The sequence below is a fragment of the Companilactobacillus bobalius genome, from assembly GCF_002179915.1.
GTDB lineage: Bacteria > Bacillota > Bacilli > Lactobacillales > Lactobacillaceae > Companilactobacillus > Companilactobacillus bobalius.
Genome location: NZ_MYFM01000002.1, coordinates 294,676 through 313,926 on the forward strand (window position 1 = coordinate 294,676; position 19,251 = coordinate 313,926).

Here is a 19,251-nt window from a genome sequence, read left to right on the forward strand (position 1 = left end):
TCATTTCGTGGCAGTAATTTTTTTGTATAGTTTATTACCCAAGAAACGAGCCCCTAGGTTAAAAAGAAGAATAACGATGATAAGTACGGCAGATGAAGCACTGGAAATTAAGTTTGCATCCGGTGTGACACTTTCAGTGTTAACTTTCCAAATATGGACAGCTAAAGTTTCGGCGGGACGCATTGGATTCAAGAAACTATTGGCGGAGAAGATATTCCAATTGCTGTAATCAACAGTTGGAGCACTTTGACCAGCTGTATAAATTAAAGCAGCGGCTTCACCGAAAATTCTACCAGCGCTCAAGATTAAACCCGTCAGAATTCCTGGTAATGCGGCGGGTAAAATAATTTTGGTTGTAGTTTTCCAATTAGACAAACCTAATGACATACCTGCTTCTCTTTGTAAATTGGGAACACTACGTAGTGATTCTTCAATATTTCTAGTTAACAGAGGAAGATTGAAGAAGGTTAGAGCAATTGCACCAGACAAGATGGAGAATCCAAGTTTCAATTTGATAACAAATAGCAAGTATCCAAACAAACCAACAACAACTGATGGTAATGAACTTAAGACTTCAACACTGGTTCTGATTAAATCAGTGAACCAATTGTCAGCAGCATATTCGGACAAGTAAATGCCGGCACCTAAACCAATTGGTAAAGAAACAATAATTGTTAATACTAGTAGATAGAGTGAATTGAATAACTGATCGCGAATACCACCACCAGCACTAAAAGATTGGGCAGCTGAAGTTAAGAAATGCCAAGAAATGTCAGGAACTCCATTGAAAAGAATATATCCTAAAATAGCAATCAATAGTAAAACCACAGCAACAACGATGGTGTAGATAATAAAACTAGCGATACGGTCGACTTTTTTAGCATTCATTTAGAAACGACCTCTCTTTCCAATGAATTTAACAATCAAATTAAGAATCAACGACATCAATAGAAGAATCAAAGCTAACGACCACAATGCATTATTAGGAAGAGTTCCCATAACAGTATTACCAATATCGGTGGTCAACTTACTTGTTAAGGTGGAAGCTGGTGAAATTAGGTTCTTAGGCATTAAGGCCGCATTACCAATAACCATTTGAACGGCTAAGGCTTCACCAAAGGCACGAGCCATACCGAAGATAATGGCTGTCAATAATCCTGGAATAGCAGCACGTAAAACCACTTTGTAAATAGTCTGCCATCTAGTTGCCCCTAAGGCTAAAGAGGCTTGACGATAGTACATGGGAACTGATTTGAGACTATCTACAGATAAGGAAATAATAGTTGGTAGAATCATTACGAATAAAACTAATGTACCTGAGAGAATACCGAATCCAGTTCCACCAAAGATTCCTCTAATAAAGGGAACGATGACAGATAGACCGATAAATCCATAAACAACTGAAGGAATACCGACTAGTAATTCGATGACAGGTTGTAAGATTTTACTACCGTTTTTACTTGAAAATTCTGACATAAAGATTGCTACGCCAATGGCAAAAGGAGTAGCAATTAAGGCGGCCAAAAGTGTCACACTAAATGAGGTAACGATCATTGGCAAAGCACCGATGTCAGGTCGTCCTTTGCTATCTAAGGCACCAGGATTCCAATTAGTCTTTGTCAAGAAGTCAAAAACATTAACTTTATCCTTAGTAAAAGTGGCCAAACCCTTAGAAGCAATGAAGTAGAGGATACATGTAACTAGTAAAATAATTAAACCAATGCATAGATAACAAATTCCCTTGCCAAAGTAGTCTTGAAAGGTGGCTTTGGATTTCGTTTGTAGTTTCTTTTGAATTTTATCCATAAGGGAATCACTCCTGTATATACAAAAAGAACCCCGACCAAGATTTACAAGGTTGAAGTCCCTCTGATTATTTATTTAGAACTAACTGTTCCTTTTGAATCTTTTTGAACTTTCATGTTATGAATACTGATATATCCCATATCTTTAACTAATGATTTTTGAACGTCATCTGAATTCATGTAGTTTAGGAATTTAGCAACGGCACCTTTAGCAGCTCCGTTTGTATACATGTGTTCATATGACCAGATCTTCCATTTGTTTGTTTCAACGTTAGCATCTGTTGGTTTAACATTGTCGATTGAAACAGCTTGGATCTTATCATTGATGTATGAGAATGCTAGGTAACTTACAGCACCTGGTGTACTTTCAACAATCTTTTGAACAGTACCATTTGAGTCTTGTTCTTGAGATTTAACAGCTTCAGTACCTTTTAATACAGCTGCTTCGAATGTTGCACGAGTACCACTACCTTTAGCACGGTTGACAACGGTGATTTTTTCGTCTTTACCACCAACTTCTTTCCAGTTAGTGATCTTACCAGTAAAGATTTTCTTAACTTGATCCATTGTAAGGTTCTTAACGTTAGCATCTTTGTTAACAACTGGAGCCATACCTACAACGGCAACTTTATGATCAGTGAGTTTCTTAGAATCAATACCTTGTTTTTCTTCAGCAAAGATATCAGAGTTACCAATTTCTACTGATTTATCTTGGACTTGGCTTAATCCAGTACCAGAACCTCCACCTTGAACAGTAATGTTGATCTTACTATTCTTCTTTTGGAAGTTTGTTGCTGCTTTTTCAACAAGTGGTTGTAGAGCAGTTGAACCAACAGCAGTAACCTTACCTGAAGTCTCATTGCTGCTGTTGCCTTTAGATGCAGCTGAGGAATCCTTGCTGCTACTATTTCCACAGCCTGTTAGGATTAGCATCAAAGCTGCAACTCCTAATACTAATGAAATGATAGTTTTCTTTTTCATTCTTAAAACCCCTATTCAAAGTCGTATTGGTAAATTTCTTTATCGAACAATATAAATATAAGGCGGCTGTGTATATATATTGTTTATTTAATGTAAAGTTTGTGTAAAGTTGTTAAAAAAATATACATTTAGCCAGTAGACTATCTTTTGCAAGGGATTCAGGGGTTTCACTTAATATAACAATAATTGTAAATGTATATATTCAAATACAATGGATGAATTGGTCTTTGTAAATGACCTACCTAATTTCCATTGTTATAATCAAAATGTTAAGTGGCTGTTGTTAGTTTTGTTAAGAAAATTTACCTTTTCTAAACTTTTTAATATTGTAAAGTTTCAGCCCTTGCAATATTAAATGACCGGAAGGAAGTAGAGATAGGATGCAACCGCTAGTATTGTTGAGTAATAAGCTATCACTTTTTATCGAGATTAATGGTTATTTTAATAATCAGGGATGGTTTATCAGGAATGTAACCGATCCAAATGAAGTTGAAAAGTTAGTTGAAAATGAAGATGTTGCTGGTTTACTTTGGGATTCATCAATCACCAGCATGAGTCAATCGTTAAAGATACTAAAATCATTACGCAGCAAGATTTCAGGGCCAATTATAGTTTTAGCACCTGCCAAAGATAAGAAGAGACGGTCACTCTTTTACAATATTAATATAGATAGTTTTATTACAAGACCGTTTGAATATCCTGAATTGGTAGCCAAGGTAAAGCAATTATTTTGGGTTTATGATCGTTTTTCTATCACTAATGATTTAAAGAAAAGTAAGAAACAGGAATATCGAACTGAAACGGTCAAGTATAACGATATAGTAATTGATTTCAAGCACTATCGAGTTACACATCGTGGCTATGATATTGGCCTGACACCGAAAGAATTCAGTTTATTTTGGTACTTAGTTCAGCACCGTGGAAAAGTTTTAAGTCGGGATCAATTGTTAGAGGGAGTTTGGGGATATGATTCTGCCGGCTCTAGTCGAACAGTTGACATTCATATCAGTCACTTAAGAGATAAATTAGCAGAAAAATCTGAAACCAAGGACTGCATTAAAACAGTGCGTGGCTTTGGTTACGTATTGGATAATCAATATCCACTAGTTTCAGAGAAATAAAAAAAGATCAATATAACGTAATTTCTACGTATGTATTGATCTTTTTTATTATTTTTGAAGTTTGATTCTAATCATTTTGTCGATTTCAGTAACCACTAGAACGATGGCTCCAGCGGCGACTGCCAATCCCCATTCAAGGGAGGTGATAGGTCCAGTTGAGAATATTTCTTGCATGAACGGTGTATAAGTTAAAAATAGTTGTAGCAAGAGCATCAAGCCAACGAAGACGAAGACTTTTGAGTTAGAGAAGAGTTCTTTTGATAAAGCCAATTTAGGTGTACGAATATTGAATAGGTAGAAAATCTTACCGATAATCAAAGTGTTAACCATAGTCGTACTGGATATCACTTCTCCCACGCCTTTATTGTTAAGGTAAATATCTATAATCAAACTGACAGCCGCAATAAGAATAGCAACGTAAGTCATCTGGAAAACATCATGACGACTCATTAATTTACTACCAGTTTTTCGTGGTTTCCGATTCATAATTCCTTCTTCAGCTGGTTCAAAGATTAAGGCAAATTGAATCGTGATGGCAGAAACCATGTTGATCCATAGTAATTGTGTCGGTTGAAGTGGAATTTCTTGTTTTGTCAGGATGGCATAGGCAACGATTAAACCTTCGGAGAAGGAGATAGGTAATAGGTAGAGAATACTCTTTTTAATGTTATCAAAGATTCGACGACCTTCTTTGATGGCTGATGACATAGTAGCAAAATTGTCGTCAGTCAAAATCATATCGGCAGAATCTTTGGCAACGTCGGTTCCTTTAATACCCATGGCAACACCGATATCGGCTCTCTTTAAGGCTGGAGCATCATTAACACCGTCACCAGTCATGGCAGTAACTTTGTTGTTTTTTTGCAATGCTTCGATAATTTCTAGTTTGTTACTAGGAGTCGTTCTGGCAAAAACTTGGTTTTCATCAGCAGCGGTAATCTTTTCCTCGTCTGATAAAGCATCCCATTGAGTACCAGTAATAGCATGAATCTCATCAGCTAATCCTAAACTTTGACCAATGGATTTAGCAGTAATTGCGTTGTCACCAGTAATCATTTTAACTTCAACACCAGCGCTACGCATGACTTTCAATGATTCAATCACTTCTTCACGTGGAGGGTCGATGATGGCGACTAAACCTAAGAAGTTAAGACCATCGACAATCATCTTATGGGTGATCTCATTTGTAGTGTCAGGTTCTTTTTCGTAACCGACGGCGATAACACGCTTACCTTCTTTAGAGAAACGTTCAACTTTGTCTACCCAACCATCATAGTCAAAGTTGGTATCTTGCTTTTTAGCCATAGCCAAAATTTTATCTGGGGCACCTTTAACGAAGAGGATACGCTCATTTTGTTTGTTCTTAACTAATTTACCGATGTAACGATAATCTGAATCAAACGGTAAAATATCGATTTCTTCAAATTCTTGAGGTTGATTGTAAGCAAATACTTTATGGTAGAGCGTCAAGAAAGCTCCATCAGTTGGTTCTCCATTAATGTGCCACTGACCATTCTCGTGTAACAAGTCAGTATCGTTAGCATAGTATCCGGCTTGTAAAAGTAATTTTAATTTAGGTGTCATTGCAACTGGTTTACCTTGATCTGAAATTTCACCAGTAGGTTCATAACCGGTTCCACTAACAGTTAGTTCTTGATCATCAATTAAAATATCAGTTACGGTCATTTCATTCTTGGTCAAAGTACCAGTTTTATCAGTTGCTACAACGTCAACTGAACCAAGCGTTTCGACTGCTGGTAAAGTTTTAACGATGGTATTTTGTTTCTTAGCCATATCACTAACACCTTTGGCCAAGATAACTGAAGTAGTAGCGGGCATACCTTCAGGAATAGCACCAACCATCATAGCTACAACGGCTAAAGCTAGAACTGGTAGGGCGTAGGTATCGAAAATTAAACCAATGATAAAAATTAGAGCTGAAGCAGCCACGATAGCATAAGAAACTTTTGTTCCTAAACCATCAATAATTTGCATTAATGGTGTCTTTCTTTGCTTAACGGCGCTAACTTCTTGAGAAATTTTACCAATTTCAGTATCAGAAGCAGTTCCGACAACTAGGCCGCTACCACTACCATTAGTTACAGCAGTTGAGGCGAAAGCCATATTAGTTTGTTCGGCCAAAGGAATGTTTTCATCCATTAAAGCTTCAGCGGTTTTAGCAACGGAATTGGATTCTCCGGTTAAAGCGGATTCCTGAATCCTTAGGTTATCAGAATCAATAATTCTAAGGTCAGCCGGTACATTATCACCAGCTTCTAAGAAAACTGTATCACCAACGACTAAATCTTCAGCGGGAATGTCTTTTCTTTGTCCGTCACGGTAAACAGTGGCTTCAATTGAGAGCATCTGTTTGATTTTTTCTAGAGCATCGGAAGCATTAACCTCTTGGTAGTAACCAATAATGGCATTGATAACAACTACCAATCCGATGATGATTGAGTCGGAGTAATGTCCCATCAATAAAGTAATGATTACCGAAGCAATCAAAACATAGATAACCATATTGTTAAATTGGCGTAGGAACATTTTCCATTTAGGTGTTCGATGTGATTCTAGTTTGTTAGGACCATTTTCTGCCAAACGTTTTTTAGCTTCTGAGGCAGTCAGTCCTTGTTTAAATTCATTTGTGTTATATGTTTCTTTGAGTTTTTCAAAGCCTATTTGATAAGGTTTAGGTTTCAATTTACATCTCCTCGAGTATTAAATTTGGGGTCAAAAAAAGCGCATTGCTTAGTAAGTAATGTGCCAAAACTCAGCTCCTAATTCGATGCAAGAAATATATAAGATTCGTCTTCAGTTAAAGTTCACTCCTTCAAATATCGTAATCTAAAGATATCAGGTCTCATATGTCATGTCAATATTAGAGAAACGATTAAATTATTTTAATAATAAATAATATGGAGTATACCAATACAGGAAATGTCTAGTCCATTGTTTTTATGTAAACGTTTAATTAGCTTACAATTTAATATTTAGGTATAAAGTCCTTGCAGTATTGGATGTATACCAGTATTATTAGCTTTGTTAAAAATGTTTTGTGTTTATAAGGAGGAAAATAGGAAAATGAAAACCTATCTTCAACGAATGGGTCGATCCCTTCAATTGCCAGTGGCTGTTTTACCAGCTGCAGCCTTACTAGAAGGTATTGGTCATTGGTTGCCACAAAATTGGGGTCTATCTCAATTTCTACAAATTGGTGGTACAGCTATCTTAAGTCAATTGGCATTATTGTTTGCCGTTGGACTATCGATCGGGATGTCTAAGGTCAAAGATGGTGCTTCAGCCATGGCTGGGGTAGTTGCTTATATTGTGCCAGTTTATGTACTTTCACCTAAAAATGTTGCTCTATTAAAGGGAATTAATGTTAAGGATGTTAATCCAGCTTTCAATGCGATTACCGGAAATGTCTTCATTGGTATTGTAGCTGGTTTAATTGCCGCAGCTTTGTTTGATCGTTTCCACGAGACGAAGTTACCAATGGCTCTATCATTCTTTAGTGGTAAGAGATTAGTACCAATTCTATCTACTTTAGTAATGTTATTGATTTCAGTTGTTCTATTATTCGTTTGGCCATTTCTATACGATGCTTTGATTAATTTTGGTAAATTCTTTGTTGGATTAGGAGCTGTTGGTGCCGGATTATTCGGTTTCTTCAACCGTTTATTGATCCCAACCGGATTGCACCAAGCTTTAAATCAAGTGTTCGAATTTAATATTGCTGGTATTAATGATATCGGTAATTTCTGGGCCAACAAGGGTACAAAGGGTATTACCGGAATGTATCTAGCAGGTTATTTCCCTGTTATGATGTTTGGACTTCCAGCAGGTGCTTTAGCAATTTATAAAAATGCCTTACCAGAACGTAAGAAAGCTACCGCTGGTCTAATGATGGCTGGTGCGTTTGCTTCATTCTTTACAGGTGTTACTGAACCATTGGAATTCTCATTTATGTTTGTTGCTTGGCCACTATATGTTATCCATGCTGTTTTGACAGGTCTATCAATGTTCTTTGCCGCATTGATGCATTGGACAGCTGGATTCACTTTCAGTGCCGGATTAGTTGATTATATTTTAAGTTTCCACATGCCAATCGCTAACAAGCCATATATGCTTTTAGTTCAAGGTATTGTGATGGCGTTCATTTATTACTTCGTATTTGATTTTGCTATCAAGAAGTTTAACTTGATGACGCCGGGTCGTGAACCGATTAATGTCGATAGTGCTAGTGATCAAAGTGCTGCTGTTGCCACATCTGATGACGATGATAAGTATATGATTGCCGCTAAAAAGATTTACGCTGGTATCGGTGGTCACGATAATATTAAAGTGATCGATAATTGTACAACACGTTTACGTCTTCAATTGGAAGATACTGGAAAAGCTAATAAGTCACAGATTATGAGTGCAAATGTTTCAGGAATCAATGTTTTGGATAAGACTAATATTCAAATTGTTGTCGGTACAGAAGTACAATTTGTTGCCGATGCTTTGAAGAAATTATATGACAACAATGTTGCTGTATCCGCTCCAGCAGCTACTGAAAAAGAATCAGAATCTAAATCAGAACCAGCAAGTGATGTTAAATCTGGTGAAACGGATGTCTTCTATAGTGTTGCTAACGGTGAATTGGAAGATATTGAAAAAGTTTCTGATCCAACCTTTGCACAAAAGATGTTAGGTGACGGTTATGCAGTTGTTCCAACTGATGGAAAGATTGTTGCTCCAGTGGATGGTACAATTACTACTATTTTCCCAACAAAACATGCTTTAGGTATTAAGACTGATAATGGACTAGAAGTATTAGTCCATATGGGAATCGATACTGTTCAATTAAAAGGTGAACCATTTGAAATTAAAGTTTCTGATGGTCAAAAAATTAAACATGGAGATCAACTTGCTCAAGTTGACCTTAAACAAATTACAGATGCTGGTAAGAAGACGGACATGATGGTGATTATCACTAATATGCCAAGTGTTGCCTACATGAAGTATGATGTTTTGAATCAAGAAGTTAAGTTAGATAATGAAGTTGTTAAAGTAACAACTAAATAAAAAAATAGAGCTCACACAAATGTGTGGGCTCTATTTTTTTAACCTAAGAATTCGAAAACGTCTTTTCGATCATATAAATGAAGGACTTTTTCTAAAATAAACTGTAAGGCTAATGATACGATTATTGGAATTACTAACCAGCTAATCAGTAATAGGGCGATATTTAATCCTGCTTCCATTGATGCTAGTGGACCAACTAGTCCAACTAAACCGAATCCGGCTGAAGCGGGTGTTCCTGAAATGGAGAATAATGCTACAGGAATCGCGGATATGGCAGCAGTTATCAAGCAAGGAATAAGAATGATAGGCTTTCTAAATAGATTTGGCATCATCATTTTCATAGCTCCTAGGGCAATCGCAATTGTTACACCAGGTTTGTTGATCTTCCAAGAATTAACGACCAGAACAATGGTAGTAGCTGCAACTCCCATAGCGGCAGCACCGGCAGATATACCATTTAGTTGAATCGCCATACCGATAGCAACAGTGGAAATTGGTGAAATAATGATGGTAGCAAAGGCGCAACTAATTAGGATACACATAATAATTGGTTGCAAATTAGTGAATGAGTTGATTCCATCACCAATTGCCTTAGTAATGTCAGTGACATATGGATAGAGATAAAAACCAATTAAGCCAGCGCCAACACCGACGACAATTGGGGTTAAGACGATTGCAACTGAACCGAATTTTTCACCTATCAGTAAAATTAATCCGACAGCAATCGCGGCTGTTAACATGGTGTTGATAATATCACCAGTACCAGCTCCGATGTAAGCCTGAGCTTTGGCATTGAATTTAATAACACCGGAACCGACGAAAGCAGCTCCACCAACGACCATCATAGGCATTGGCTTGAGTTCAAATTGAAGTGCAATTAGGGCTCCGATTAGTAGTGGTGTTGCAAGTTGGAAAATAATTGCCATTTGACCAATAGCAAGTGCAAAAGGATTGTTACCGAACAGTTTTAAGATAGCAGCTAAAACGGCATTGGGAATCAATCCGATGATAATACCGGTTGCGGTTCCTGATAATACTTTATTTAGAAAAATTTTGGCTGTTAGTTTTTGTTTCATAATAATCCTCCTGTGATTTGACTATTTAGCGCCAAGAATATCTTCTTTGCAGTGAATTAGTTGTGTCAATAAATCACAATATGGAGTAGGGATTTGATATTTTTTACCTTTACGAGAAACGGCACCGTTAATGTAGTCGATCTCTGTTAAACGATTATTCTTGATCAAATCTTGATACATAGATGGATAATGTTTACCGATTGTTTCAGGATCGAAGCAAGATTCAACATGGGCAACGACTTCATCAATATCCAAGTCAACACCTTCATGTTTGGCTACGGCCGCAAATTCATTTACAACTGTTACGACAATATCATGAGCTGGTTTAGTAGCACCGAATTCAGCCATATTGACATCAAGGATTGAACAAAGGCAGTTCATAGTTCCATTAACACAAGCTTTACGATAAATAGAATAGTGGATATTATCTGAATACTTAGCGTTTAAACCGGATTCGGAAAGAACTTTAGCTAAATTCTTAGCCGCATCTTCTTGATTCTGACCAAGATTTTGCAATTCAACAGAACCATTACCGAATAATTTAACTTCACCAGGTCCAACTAGACCGGCAGTCCACATTGTATTACCGATAAAAATATTTTCCATTGGGATATATTTTTCGATGGTATCTTCATGCCCAATACCATTTAAGAGGCATAGAATTTTTGTATTCTCGGCAATAAGTGGTTTGACATCTTGCAACATTTTAGCCAATTGCATTGATTTGGTGAATAAAATAATTAAGTCAGCCTTTGTGTCACCTTTGACCTCAGATGGAAGCATTACAGGGATATGTTCAGTGATATCCTCACCATTAAAGTTAGCCTTTAAACCGTTTTGACGGATGGCATCAACGTGAGCTGGCCAGCCATCAACTAAAGTGACATCGTTGCCACCTCTATGAAGCATAATTCCAAAGCGACTACCCATGGCACCCGCACCTGCGATAATAATTTTCATCGTGTTTACTCCTTTGTGATTTCTGTAACTATCATTATACTTGAATAGTTGTGAAAAAATCTACAAATAATTACGGTAAACGTTTTAATAAAAATAGGTGTTATTTTTGATTGCTGATAACAACTTTCCCAATCATATGATTTGTCTCTACTAATTGATGGGCTTTCTTCAAGTTATCTACGTTGATAGGGGATAAAGTTTTGGTCAGGGTGCTGTGAATAGTTTTGTTATCAAGTAGCTGAGAAATATTCTCAAGAATCTTGTGTTGTGTAATCATATCAGGTGTTTGATAAAAAGATTTGGAATACATCCATTCCCAAGAAAATGTTGCTCGTTTTTTGGTTAATTTTTTGATATCTATTGGACGATGGTTTTCAGTAATTGAAGTTATTCGACCACTTGGCTTAATGAGTTGGGCCATTTCATCCCAATGTCCATCAAGATCGTTTAACTCTAGAATGTAATCAACGTATTTGAAACCTAATTTATGGACCTCATCAACCAAGTTCTTACGGTGATTAACGGTAAAATCGGCATTATTTTGTCGTACCCAAGAAATGGTTTCAGCACGAGATGCGGTAGCAATTGTCTTTAATCCAACCCAGTGAGCCAATTGAGTAGCAATTGAACCTACACCGCCAGCACCATTAATGATTAGGATCGTATTTTGATGATTTTTTTCCTTATTATATGGAGAAATTTCTAATTGTTCAAAAAGAGCCTCCCATGCGGTTAATGAAGTTAATGGCATAGCAGCAATTTCAGCATCTGATAGAGTTTTTGGAGCATGACCAACGATTCTTTCATCAACTAATTGATATTCACTATTGCTGCCAGGTCTAATAAAGGAACCCGCATAAAATACTTTTTCACCATTATGGAAAAGCGTAACTTCTTTTCCGGTATCAACGACTACTCCAACGGCGTCCCATCCAATTACTTTGGGATTAGCTAAATTTTGATAACCGCTTTTTCTGACACCAACATCAACGGGATTAACTGATGTCGCAGATATTTTTACCAATAGATCATGTTCTTTTACCTCAGGCATGGGCTGTGAAAATTCGATTAAACTGTTTTTATCTTGAATAGGTAGATGTTCTGTAAATCCGATAGCTTTCATAATATATCCTCCTCGATGCTCTTAGTATTAATCATGTGAGGAATGTTAACAATCGTGAAATTTTTGTTACTAGTCATAAGTTGTTGCTTCAAGTTTTAAAAAAAGGTAATTTATATGTGGATTGATTGGGAGTGAAGATATGCAAAGACATATTTATGATTGTAATTCAGGTTGTCCGGTAGAAAGTACCTTACAAATAATATCTGGCAAGTGGAAAAGTGTTATCATCTACCATCTATTTCAAAATGAGATCTGCCATTTTGGAGAGTTACAGCGTGAATTAGTGGATTGTTCTAGGAGAATGCTTGCCTTACAGTTAAATGAATTAGAACAAGATGGAATAATTAAGAAAACTGTTTATCAATTGACCCCGTTGAAGACAGATTATCAATTAACGGAGTTTGGTAAAACTTTAGAGCCAGTTATTGAAGCTATGGCAAATTGGGGAGACCTTTATAATCAAAAAGAAGCCTCAAATGAGTAAATTATCATATTATTTTAAAAAAATCAGCCTTTTTTAGTACTTTTGTTTAATTCTAAAAAAGGCTTTTTTCTATATTTAAAAAAAATTAATGCGCTACCATTGGTACAGACCATTTACAGTAAATCCAATTCGTTTCATTTAAGAAATTACAGGGATTGATTTCAAGAAAAAGTAATACTACGATGTGTCACACAAAAGTAACAAGTGAAAAAACTCGTGATAAAGATATATTTATATAGGAATAAATTGGACAATTACCACTGTTTAGGGCTTTAGGAAAGACATAATTGAAAACTAGTGAAAATAGTAGACTGCTTTCAAATATCACAAACAACCATAAAAATGGACAAAAATAACAGAAATAAAATCATTTAATGAAGAACAAAAAATTAAAAACATTGTCAAAACGGTTCCAATTAATATGCCAAATGGACACAAAGAAATTCGTAAAAATCACAAAGATAGTTTAATTTGATTGTGGTCTAGACTTTTTTTTAAAAGTACTGTTTTTTTTTCTGAAAAAATGATATTATGTAAGGGTTCACATGAAGGGTGAGCTAGATTAAAACGGTTTATTAGGATATTATTCTATTTTTTTAGGCGACCATAATGGGTGGTCGAAGTAAGCGTTTTAATTATATAAAACATAAGGAGGAAGAAACATGGTTGGAATTATTATTGCAAGCCATGGTGACTTTGCCGACGGCATTAAGATGTCTGGTTCAATGATTTTCGGTGAACAAAAAGATGTTCAATCCGTTACATTGCAACCAAGCATGGGGCCTGATGACCTTAAGGCAAAATTGGAAGATGCTGTTTCCAAATTGGAAGACCAAGAACAAGTTTTGTTCCTTGTTGACCTTTGGGGTGGAACACCATTCAACCAAGTAAATGGTTTGTTCGAGGCACATAAGGATAAGTGGGCTATTGTTGCTGGTCTTAACTTACCTATGTTGATTGAAGCCTACGCTTCACGTATGTCAATGAACTCTGCACATGAAATTGCCGCTCATATTATTGAAACAGCAAAAGATGGTGTAAAGGTTCGTCCAGAATCACTACAACCTAAGGATGCTGCTCCTAAAGCTGCTCCTAAACAAACTGTTTCAGGTGGTAAGGCTGGTTCATTGGAATATGTTTTGGCACGTATTGATTCACGTCTATTGCATGGTCAAGTTGCTACTGCATGGTCAAAATCAGTTTCACCAACACGTATTATCGTTGTTTCAGATAACGTTGCTAAGGATGACTTGCGTAAACAATTGATTATGCAAGCTGCACCAGTTGGTGTTCATGCTCACGTTATCCCAATCAATCAAATGATCAAGATTGCTAAGGATGACAAACATTTCGGTGGCGAACGTGCATTACTATTGTTCGAAACACCACAAGATGTTGAAAAAGCTATCGAGGGTGGAGTTCCATTGAAGACTATCAATGTTGGTTCAATGGCTCACTCAGTTGGTAAAGTTCAACCTAATAAAGTTTTGGCATTTGATCAAAACGATATTGATACATTTAAGAAGATGGAATCACAAGGCATCAAATTTGATGTTCGTAAGGTTCCAACAGATTCTGAGGACAATCTTGATAATATTATGAAGAAAGCCCAAGCAGAATTGGATAAAAACAAATAGGGATTTAACTTTTATATAAGAAATAAAACGGAGGATTAATAATCATGCAATTAAATGCTATTCAGATTATTCTTGTCGTTTTGGTATCATTCCTAGCTGGTATGGAAGGTATTTTGGATGAATTCCATTTTCACCAACCAGTTATCGCATGTACTTTAATCGGCTTAGTTACAGGTCAATTGTTACCTTGTCTTATCCTTGGTGGATCACTACAAATGATCGCCTTAGGTTGGGCTAATATCGGTGCTGCCGTAGCACCTGATGCCGCTTTGGCATCTGTCGCTTCAGCTATTATTCTTGTTCTTGGTGGTAAAGGACAAAAGGGTGTTGGTTCAGCTATCGCTATTGCTGTTCCTTTGGCTGTTGCCGGACTACTTCTAACAATTCTATGTCGTACATTGGCAACTGGTATTGTTCATATTATGGATAAGGCTGCTGAAGAAGGTAGTTTTGCTAAAATTGATTTCTGGCAATATGTTGCTATTTGTATGCAAGGTTTACGTATCGCTATTCCTGCCGCATTGATTCTTGCAATCGGTGCTGGTCCTGTTAGATCATTACTAGATGCTATGCCTACTTGGTTGACAGATGGTTTGTCAATCGGTGGTGGTATGGTTGTTGCTGTTGGTTACGCAATGGTTATCAATATGATGGCTAGTCGTGAAGTATGGCCATTCTTTGCTATTGGTTTCGTACTTGCAACAGTTACAGATCTAACACTTATTGGTCTTGGTACTATCGGTATTTCTATGGCGCTCATCTACTTGAAATTATCTAAATCAGGTGGCAATGGCGGTTCAAATGGTGGTGGAGGTAACTCTAACACCGGTGATCCAGTCGGCGACATAATAGATAACTATTAAGAGGGGAGAACACATAAAAATGGCAGATCAAGTTAAAATTTCTAAAAAAGATAGAATCTCCGTTTGGTGGCGCTCAACGTTCCTTCAAGGTTCATGGAACTACGAACGTATGCAAAACGGTGGCTGGACTTATTCACTAATTCCAGTTTTGAAAAAATTATATAAGACAAAAGAAGATCGTGCTGCTGCTTTGAAGCGTCACATGGAATTCTTTAATTGTCATCCATACCTTTCATCACCTATTCTTGGTGTAACAATGGCATTGGAAGAGGAACGTGCAAACGGTGCCGCTATCGATGATGTTACAATCCAAGGTGTTAAAGTTGGTATGATGGGTCCTTTGGCTGGTATTGGTGATCCTGTGTTCTGGTTCACTGTTAAACCTATTATTGGTGCTTTAGCTGCTTCATTGGCTATGACTGGTAATATTCTTGGACCAATCATTTACTTCGTTGCATGGAATGCTATTCGTATGGCCTTCATGTGGTACACACAAGAGCTTGGTTACAAAGCTGGTTCTAAGATTACAGATGACGTTTCCGGTGGTGTCCTACAAGACATTACTAAAGGTGCTTCAATTCTAGGTATGTTTATCTTAGGTTCATTGATCAACCGTTGGGTTGTTGTTAAGTTCACACCAACAGTTTCAACTGTTAAGTTGGCTAAGGGTGCATACATTGACTGGTCAAAGATTCCATCAGGTGCACAAGGTATCAAACAAGCATTGATTCAACAAAAAGATGGTCTATCATTGACTGCTCATAAAGTAACAACATTGCAAGATAACTTGGATCAATTGATCCCTGGTTTAGCTGCTTTGCTTCTAACATTGTTCTGCATGTGGTTACTAAAGAAGAAAGTATCTCCAATCGTTATTATTCTTGGCTTGTTCGTTGTAGGTGTTCTTCTACACGTTCTACATGTTATGTAATAATTTGAGACTTTCAAAAAGTTTTACTAATTAAAAATGAGACATCAATTCGTTTTTGAGTTGATGTCTCATTTTCATTAGAACAAAAGTTATTGTACTTTTGATAATAAATAAGTTCCGCCGTATAATATTTTTAACAAAACAAAGGAGCGGTCAGATGGTTCAATCATTAAATACAAAGTCGGATTTGGTTATTCAAGGAACTTCTCATTTAGGGTTGACTGATTATGGGAAAATCATGATTGGGGATAAAGGATTTGAATTTTACGATGACCGTGATGTTTCAAACTATATTCAGATCCCATGGACAGAAGTTAAACAGGTCGTTGTCTCAGTGATGTTTGGTGGCAAGTGGATTCCACGTTATGCCATTCAAACAAAAAAGAACGGTATGTTTACTTTTTCTTCAAAAGATCCTAAGAGAGTTTTACGAGCAATTAGAGTTTATGTTAAACCTGAGGATATTGTAAAGTCCTTAACTTTCTTCCAGGTTGTTCGCAGAGCCTTTAAACGAAATCCCAAAAAGTAGAAACGATAGTTTGGTCAATTTGATCAAACTATTTTTTTGTGCCAGAAGTTACAAAGTGTCCATTTTTGAAACTTATTTTTGGATTATTTAAGCAATTAGTTCTATCTTTAGTGTAGTCATAAACAGTCAAGGTGATTGATATGGAAAACGAATTGAGATTCGCTAGAAAAATCAGTTTTAAACCACTGTTAGGCAGTATATTTCTTGGTGTAGCAGTGGGGGTGGTGATTATTTCAATCTTCCCCAATGAGCCGTTGATGTCGATTTTATGCGGCACAGTAGCATTTTTAATCGATAGCATGTTGATTTACCCATGGTCGCTGAAACACTTCTATGGTGGCTGGAAAATCACTGCCAAAGGAATATATTATATTGATGATGGAACTTGGAATAAAAAGGTAAAACTAATTTACTTACCATTTTTGCAACAAGATAAATTTATACCACTATCAGAGATTCAGGCTTTTTCAATTATTGATGGTGTAAATTTAATGAATAGTCATAACATTGCTGGAGGCACTTTAAACCGTCCCATCAATCGTCCGGAGCATCTGTTAATCGTTGAAACTAGGCAAGGTCAAGTGACCTTAAATCTTTCTTGGAACTACAAGGGGGAAGCCGTTTCCGATAAAAAAATTAATCAAATATTAGCAATACTAAAAAACTCATCCCGCTGACGGATGAGTTTTTTTAACAAATAAATATCTTGGCTTGTTGTGAAATACGTGAAGGGTGAGCTTTTAACAAAAAAGAAGTTTTGTGTAATTCGTATCTCAACGCTTAAATAATAGTTTATCGAACGCGTTTCATGTCAAGAACTTTTTCTATATAATTAAAATATAATAACTTTTAAGGAGAACTCATGAAATTTATAAAAAGTAATCTTGCAAAGATTATCATTGCCAGCCTAATTTTTCCGGCAGTCATGTTCATTTTGGCCTTTTTCATTAGGAAACATGCAGTCAGCAGTTATTGGCAGATGTTAAGTGATTTCTTAGTATTTGTCATAGCTTTCTTATTGAATAAGTTCTTTTTTCAGCAAAAAATAAATTGGTTCAACTCTAAAAATTGGTCGGCACAGTTATATACCGCGATGCCTGCAATAATTCTGATTGCAGTCTTAGATTCAGCAACGCTGACAGCTAGTGATTTAGCGGTTAAATTGAGAATCATTGTATTGTGTCTTTTAGTAGGATTAGCAGAGGAATATATTTTTAGAGGACTTCTAGTAAGTTTGTTTTTAAAATTATTCAATAATAACGTTTTAGGAGCAGTTTTAGGATCCAGTATTATGTTTGGCTTGATTCATACGATGAACTTAAAATCGATGCCAATTGGATATGTTTCAGGACAAGTGATCTTTGCTGCGGCGATTGGATTATTGTTCGGTACAATCTACGTTAAGACCAAAAATCTTTCAATAGTCATTCTTTTACACGCCTTACGCGATATGTTCCCAATGTTCTCCAATAAATTAATGGCAGAAGCAGCTAAAATGCAGTTCTCAATGTCTTCATTATATGTAATTGGCGTTCTATTTTTGATTACCTTGTTCATAGCATATGCTCAATTAAAGGATTTTAAGTTAGAAAGAGAGACAGTCTAAGTCATACTTATTTCCAATAATTCAGAAATTTAAAAAGGTACCTATTTAGAATCAGCAAGCATTGCGGATGTCTAAATAGATACCTTTTTTTAAAACTTTGAAGTTATTTCAGTTTTAGTGGTTGAGTCGTATCTAACCAATCATTAGTTTGAATATTCTTGAAGTACATTGTGACTTCTGAGTCAGTATCCTTTACTTTTACCAGAAGGGCACCATCAAAACTCTTGTTAGGTTGAACCAAACCGTTGTTACTGGAGTTGACGATAGTAGCGTATTCACCTTTAGCAGCGGTGGCTGATAATTGTTGATTATTTTGTTTCAACATAATAGCGGTATTTTGAACTCTCTGTGGAATTTCATTATTCTGAGTTTTATTCGTGTAGTTGTATTTAACCAATAAAGCCGCGTCACCATTACTGTCTTTGATCAATTTAACATCGTTTGAAATCTTGAAGGTATACCAATCTGTATCGTAAGTTAAATCAGTATAAGTTCCAGCATTCTTTATTTGATTAGTCGTCTTTTTTTGTTGATCATTGTTTTGCTTATTGTCATTTTCTTGTTGTTTTGCGGTAATTTCATCTGCACTTTTTTGTTTTTTAGCTTTTTTAATACTCTTTTTCTTAGTTGGCTTTTTCTTGGTTTCTTTTTTAGGCTTAACCTTTTCTATTTTATGAGAAGGCTGAGTCGTATGAGTGTTGTCTTTTGAAGAACTGGATTTCCAAAAAATAAGTAGACCAATTATTAAAATGATAATTAAAATTAAGAAAATGATAAAGGGCTTTCTTTTGTAAATGGGCGTACGTTTGCGCCGGAATGATTCACGTGTCATATTTTTATTTGAGTTATTATTGCGCCTGTTCATGATATATCTCCCTGACCGATGAATAGATAATTACTAGTTATGACCATAATATCATAATTGTTTACTATGAATTAATTTACTAAAAAATGCTATTACTTTTTTTAAAAAGTAATTTTAAATTAAAGTGTTGAACCGACTATTGAAAAGTGGTATAAATATCTGGTCGATGTTAATGAGATGTTAATTTTTATAGAAGG

Annotated in this window: 17 protein-coding genes; 9 read left to right on the forward strand and 8 right to left on the reverse strand. The window is 36.1% G+C overall.

Features of this window, described 5'->3' with window-relative positions; translation table 11 throughout:
- The 3 genes from pstA to LKACC16343_RS04540 all read right to left on the reverse strand — a co-directional run bounded on the left by pstA (position 1) and on the right by LKACC16343_RS04540 (position 2,786).
- On the reverse strand, positions 1 to 888 hold the full coding sequence (gene pstA / locus LKACC16343_RS04530; RefSeq protein ID WP_056954470.1) for a phosphate ABC transporter permease PstA: 888 nt from the start codon (positions 886 to 888) through the stop codon (positions 1 to 3).
- Positions 889 to 1,806 (reverse strand): phosphate ABC transporter permease subunit PstC, encoded by a 918-nt coding sequence (gene pstC, locus LKACC16343_RS04535; RefSeq protein WP_056954472.1) that lies wholly within the window; start codon positions 1,804 to 1,806, stop codon positions 889 to 891.
- Between the two features lie 71 nt (positions 1,807 to 1,877).
- A complete protein-coding gene (locus LKACC16343_RS04540; RefSeq protein ID WP_056954473.1) occupies positions 1,878 to 2,786 on the reverse strand; it encodes a phosphate ABC transporter substrate-binding protein PstS family protein in 909 nt (302 codons plus the stop codon).
- A 380-nt stretch (positions 2,787 to 3,166) separates the two neighbouring features.
- Between LKACC16343_RS04540 and LKACC16343_RS04545 the strand changes: the two genes are divergently transcribed.
- Positions 3,167 to 3,907 carry a response regulator transcription factor gene (locus LKACC16343_RS04545; protein WP_056954474.1) on the forward strand — a complete coding sequence of 247 codons (741 nt, stop codon included), beginning with the start codon at positions 3,167 to 3,169 and terminating at the stop codon, positions 3,905 to 3,907.
- Positions 3,908 to 3,955: 48 nt separating this feature from the next.
- Here the strand turns inward: LKACC16343_RS04545 and LKACC16343_RS04550 are convergent, their stop codons facing one another.
- The gene (locus LKACC16343_RS04550; protein WP_056954475.1) at positions 3,956 to 6,610 is read right to left on the reverse strand and encodes an HAD-IC family P-type ATPase; all 2,655 of its coding nucleotides are present in this window, start codon (positions 6,608 to 6,610) and stop codon (positions 3,956 to 3,958) included.
- A 381-nt stretch (positions 6,611 to 6,991) separates the two neighbouring features.
- Here LKACC16343_RS04550 and nagE point away from each other — a divergent pair, with 381 nt between their 5' ends.
- The gene (gene nagE / locus LKACC16343_RS04555; RefSeq protein ID WP_056954476.1) at positions 6,992 to 8,980 is read left to right on the forward strand and encodes an N-acetylglucosamine-specific PTS transporter subunit IIBC; all 1,989 of its coding nucleotides are present in this window, start codon (positions 6,992 to 6,994) and stop codon (positions 8,978 to 8,980) included.
- Positions 8,981 to 9,018: 38 nt separating this feature from the next.
- Here the strand turns inward: nagE and LKACC16343_RS04560 are convergent, their stop codons facing one another.
- The 3 genes from LKACC16343_RS04560 to LKACC16343_RS04570 form a co-directional block, all read right to left on the reverse strand.
- Complete coding sequence (locus tag LKACC16343_RS04560; protein ID WP_056954477.1) at positions 9,019 to 10,056, reverse strand: PTS sugar transporter subunit IIC; 1,038 nt, start codon at positions 10,054 to 10,056, stop codon at positions 9,019 to 9,021.
- A gap of 21 nt (positions 10,057 to 10,077) precedes the next feature.
- The gene (locus LKACC16343_RS04565; RefSeq protein ID WP_056954478.1) at positions 10,078 to 11,016 is read right to left on the reverse strand and encodes a 2-dehydropantoate 2-reductase; all 939 of its coding nucleotides are present in this window, start codon (positions 11,014 to 11,016) and stop codon (positions 10,078 to 10,080) included.
- A gap of 100 nt (positions 11,017 to 11,116) precedes the next feature.
- The gene (locus LKACC16343_RS04570; RefSeq protein ID WP_056954479.1) at positions 11,117 to 12,139 is read right to left on the reverse strand and encodes a zinc-binding alcohol dehydrogenase family protein; all 1,023 of its coding nucleotides are present in this window, start codon (positions 12,137 to 12,139) and stop codon (positions 11,117 to 11,119) included.
- A gap of 139 nt (positions 12,140 to 12,278) precedes the next feature.
- On the opposite strand from LKACC16343_RS04570, the gene LKACC16343_RS04575 reads away from it, so the two are divergent.
- The 7 genes from LKACC16343_RS04575 (at position 12,279) to LKACC16343_RS04605 (ending at position 18,189) form a co-directional block, all read left to right on the forward strand.
- Positions 12,279 to 12,623: a winged helix-turn-helix transcriptional regulator gene (locus LKACC16343_RS04575; RefSeq protein ID WP_056954480.1), complete on the forward strand. Its 345-nt coding sequence runs from the start codon at positions 12,279 to 12,281 to the stop codon at positions 12,621 to 12,623.
- A 662-nt stretch (positions 12,624 to 13,285) separates the two neighbouring features.
- Positions 13,286 to 14,260: a PTS sugar transporter subunit IIB gene (locus tag LKACC16343_RS04580; RefSeq protein WP_056954482.1), complete on the forward strand. Its 975-nt coding sequence runs from the start codon at positions 13,286 to 13,288 to the stop codon at positions 14,258 to 14,260.
- Positions 14,261 to 14,304: 44 nt separating this feature from the next.
- Positions 14,305 to 15,123 (forward strand): PTS mannose/fructose/sorbose transporter subunit IIC, encoded by an 819-nt coding sequence (locus LKACC16343_RS04585; protein WP_056954483.1) that lies wholly within the window; start codon positions 14,305 to 14,307, stop codon positions 15,121 to 15,123.
- A 19-nt stretch (positions 15,124 to 15,142) separates the two neighbouring features.
- The gene (locus tag LKACC16343_RS04590) at positions 15,143 to 16,054 is read left to right on the forward strand and encodes a PTS system mannose/fructose/sorbose family transporter subunit IID (protein WP_054642493.1); all 912 of its coding nucleotides are present in this window, start codon (positions 15,143 to 15,145) and stop codon (positions 16,052 to 16,054) included.
- A gap of 157 nt (positions 16,055 to 16,211) precedes the next feature.
- Positions 16,212 to 16,583, forward strand: coding sequence for a DUF956 family protein (locus LKACC16343_RS04595; protein ID WP_054642494.1), 372 nt, complete (start codon positions 16,212 to 16,214; stop codon positions 16,581 to 16,583).
- A 140-nt stretch (positions 16,584 to 16,723) separates the two neighbouring features.
- A complete protein-coding gene (locus LKACC16343_RS04600; RefSeq protein WP_056954484.1) occupies positions 16,724 to 17,260 on the forward strand; it encodes a hypothetical protein in 537 nt (178 codons plus the stop codon).
- Between the two features lie 185 nt (positions 17,261 to 17,445).
- Complete coding sequence (locus tag LKACC16343_RS04605) at positions 17,446 to 18,189, forward strand: CPBP family intramembrane glutamic endopeptidase (RefSeq protein ID WP_056954485.1); 744 nt, start codon at positions 17,446 to 17,448, stop codon at positions 18,187 to 18,189.
- Positions 18,190 to 18,292: 103 nt separating this feature from the next.
- Here LKACC16343_RS04605 and LKACC16343_RS04610 read toward each other — a convergent pair whose 3' ends face one another.
- Positions 18,293 to 19,054, reverse strand: coding sequence for a DUF4352 domain-containing protein (locus tag LKACC16343_RS04610; protein WP_056954486.1), 762 nt, complete (start codon positions 19,052 to 19,054; stop codon positions 18,293 to 18,295).
- Between the last annotated feature and the right edge of the window lie 197 nt (positions 19,055 to 19,251).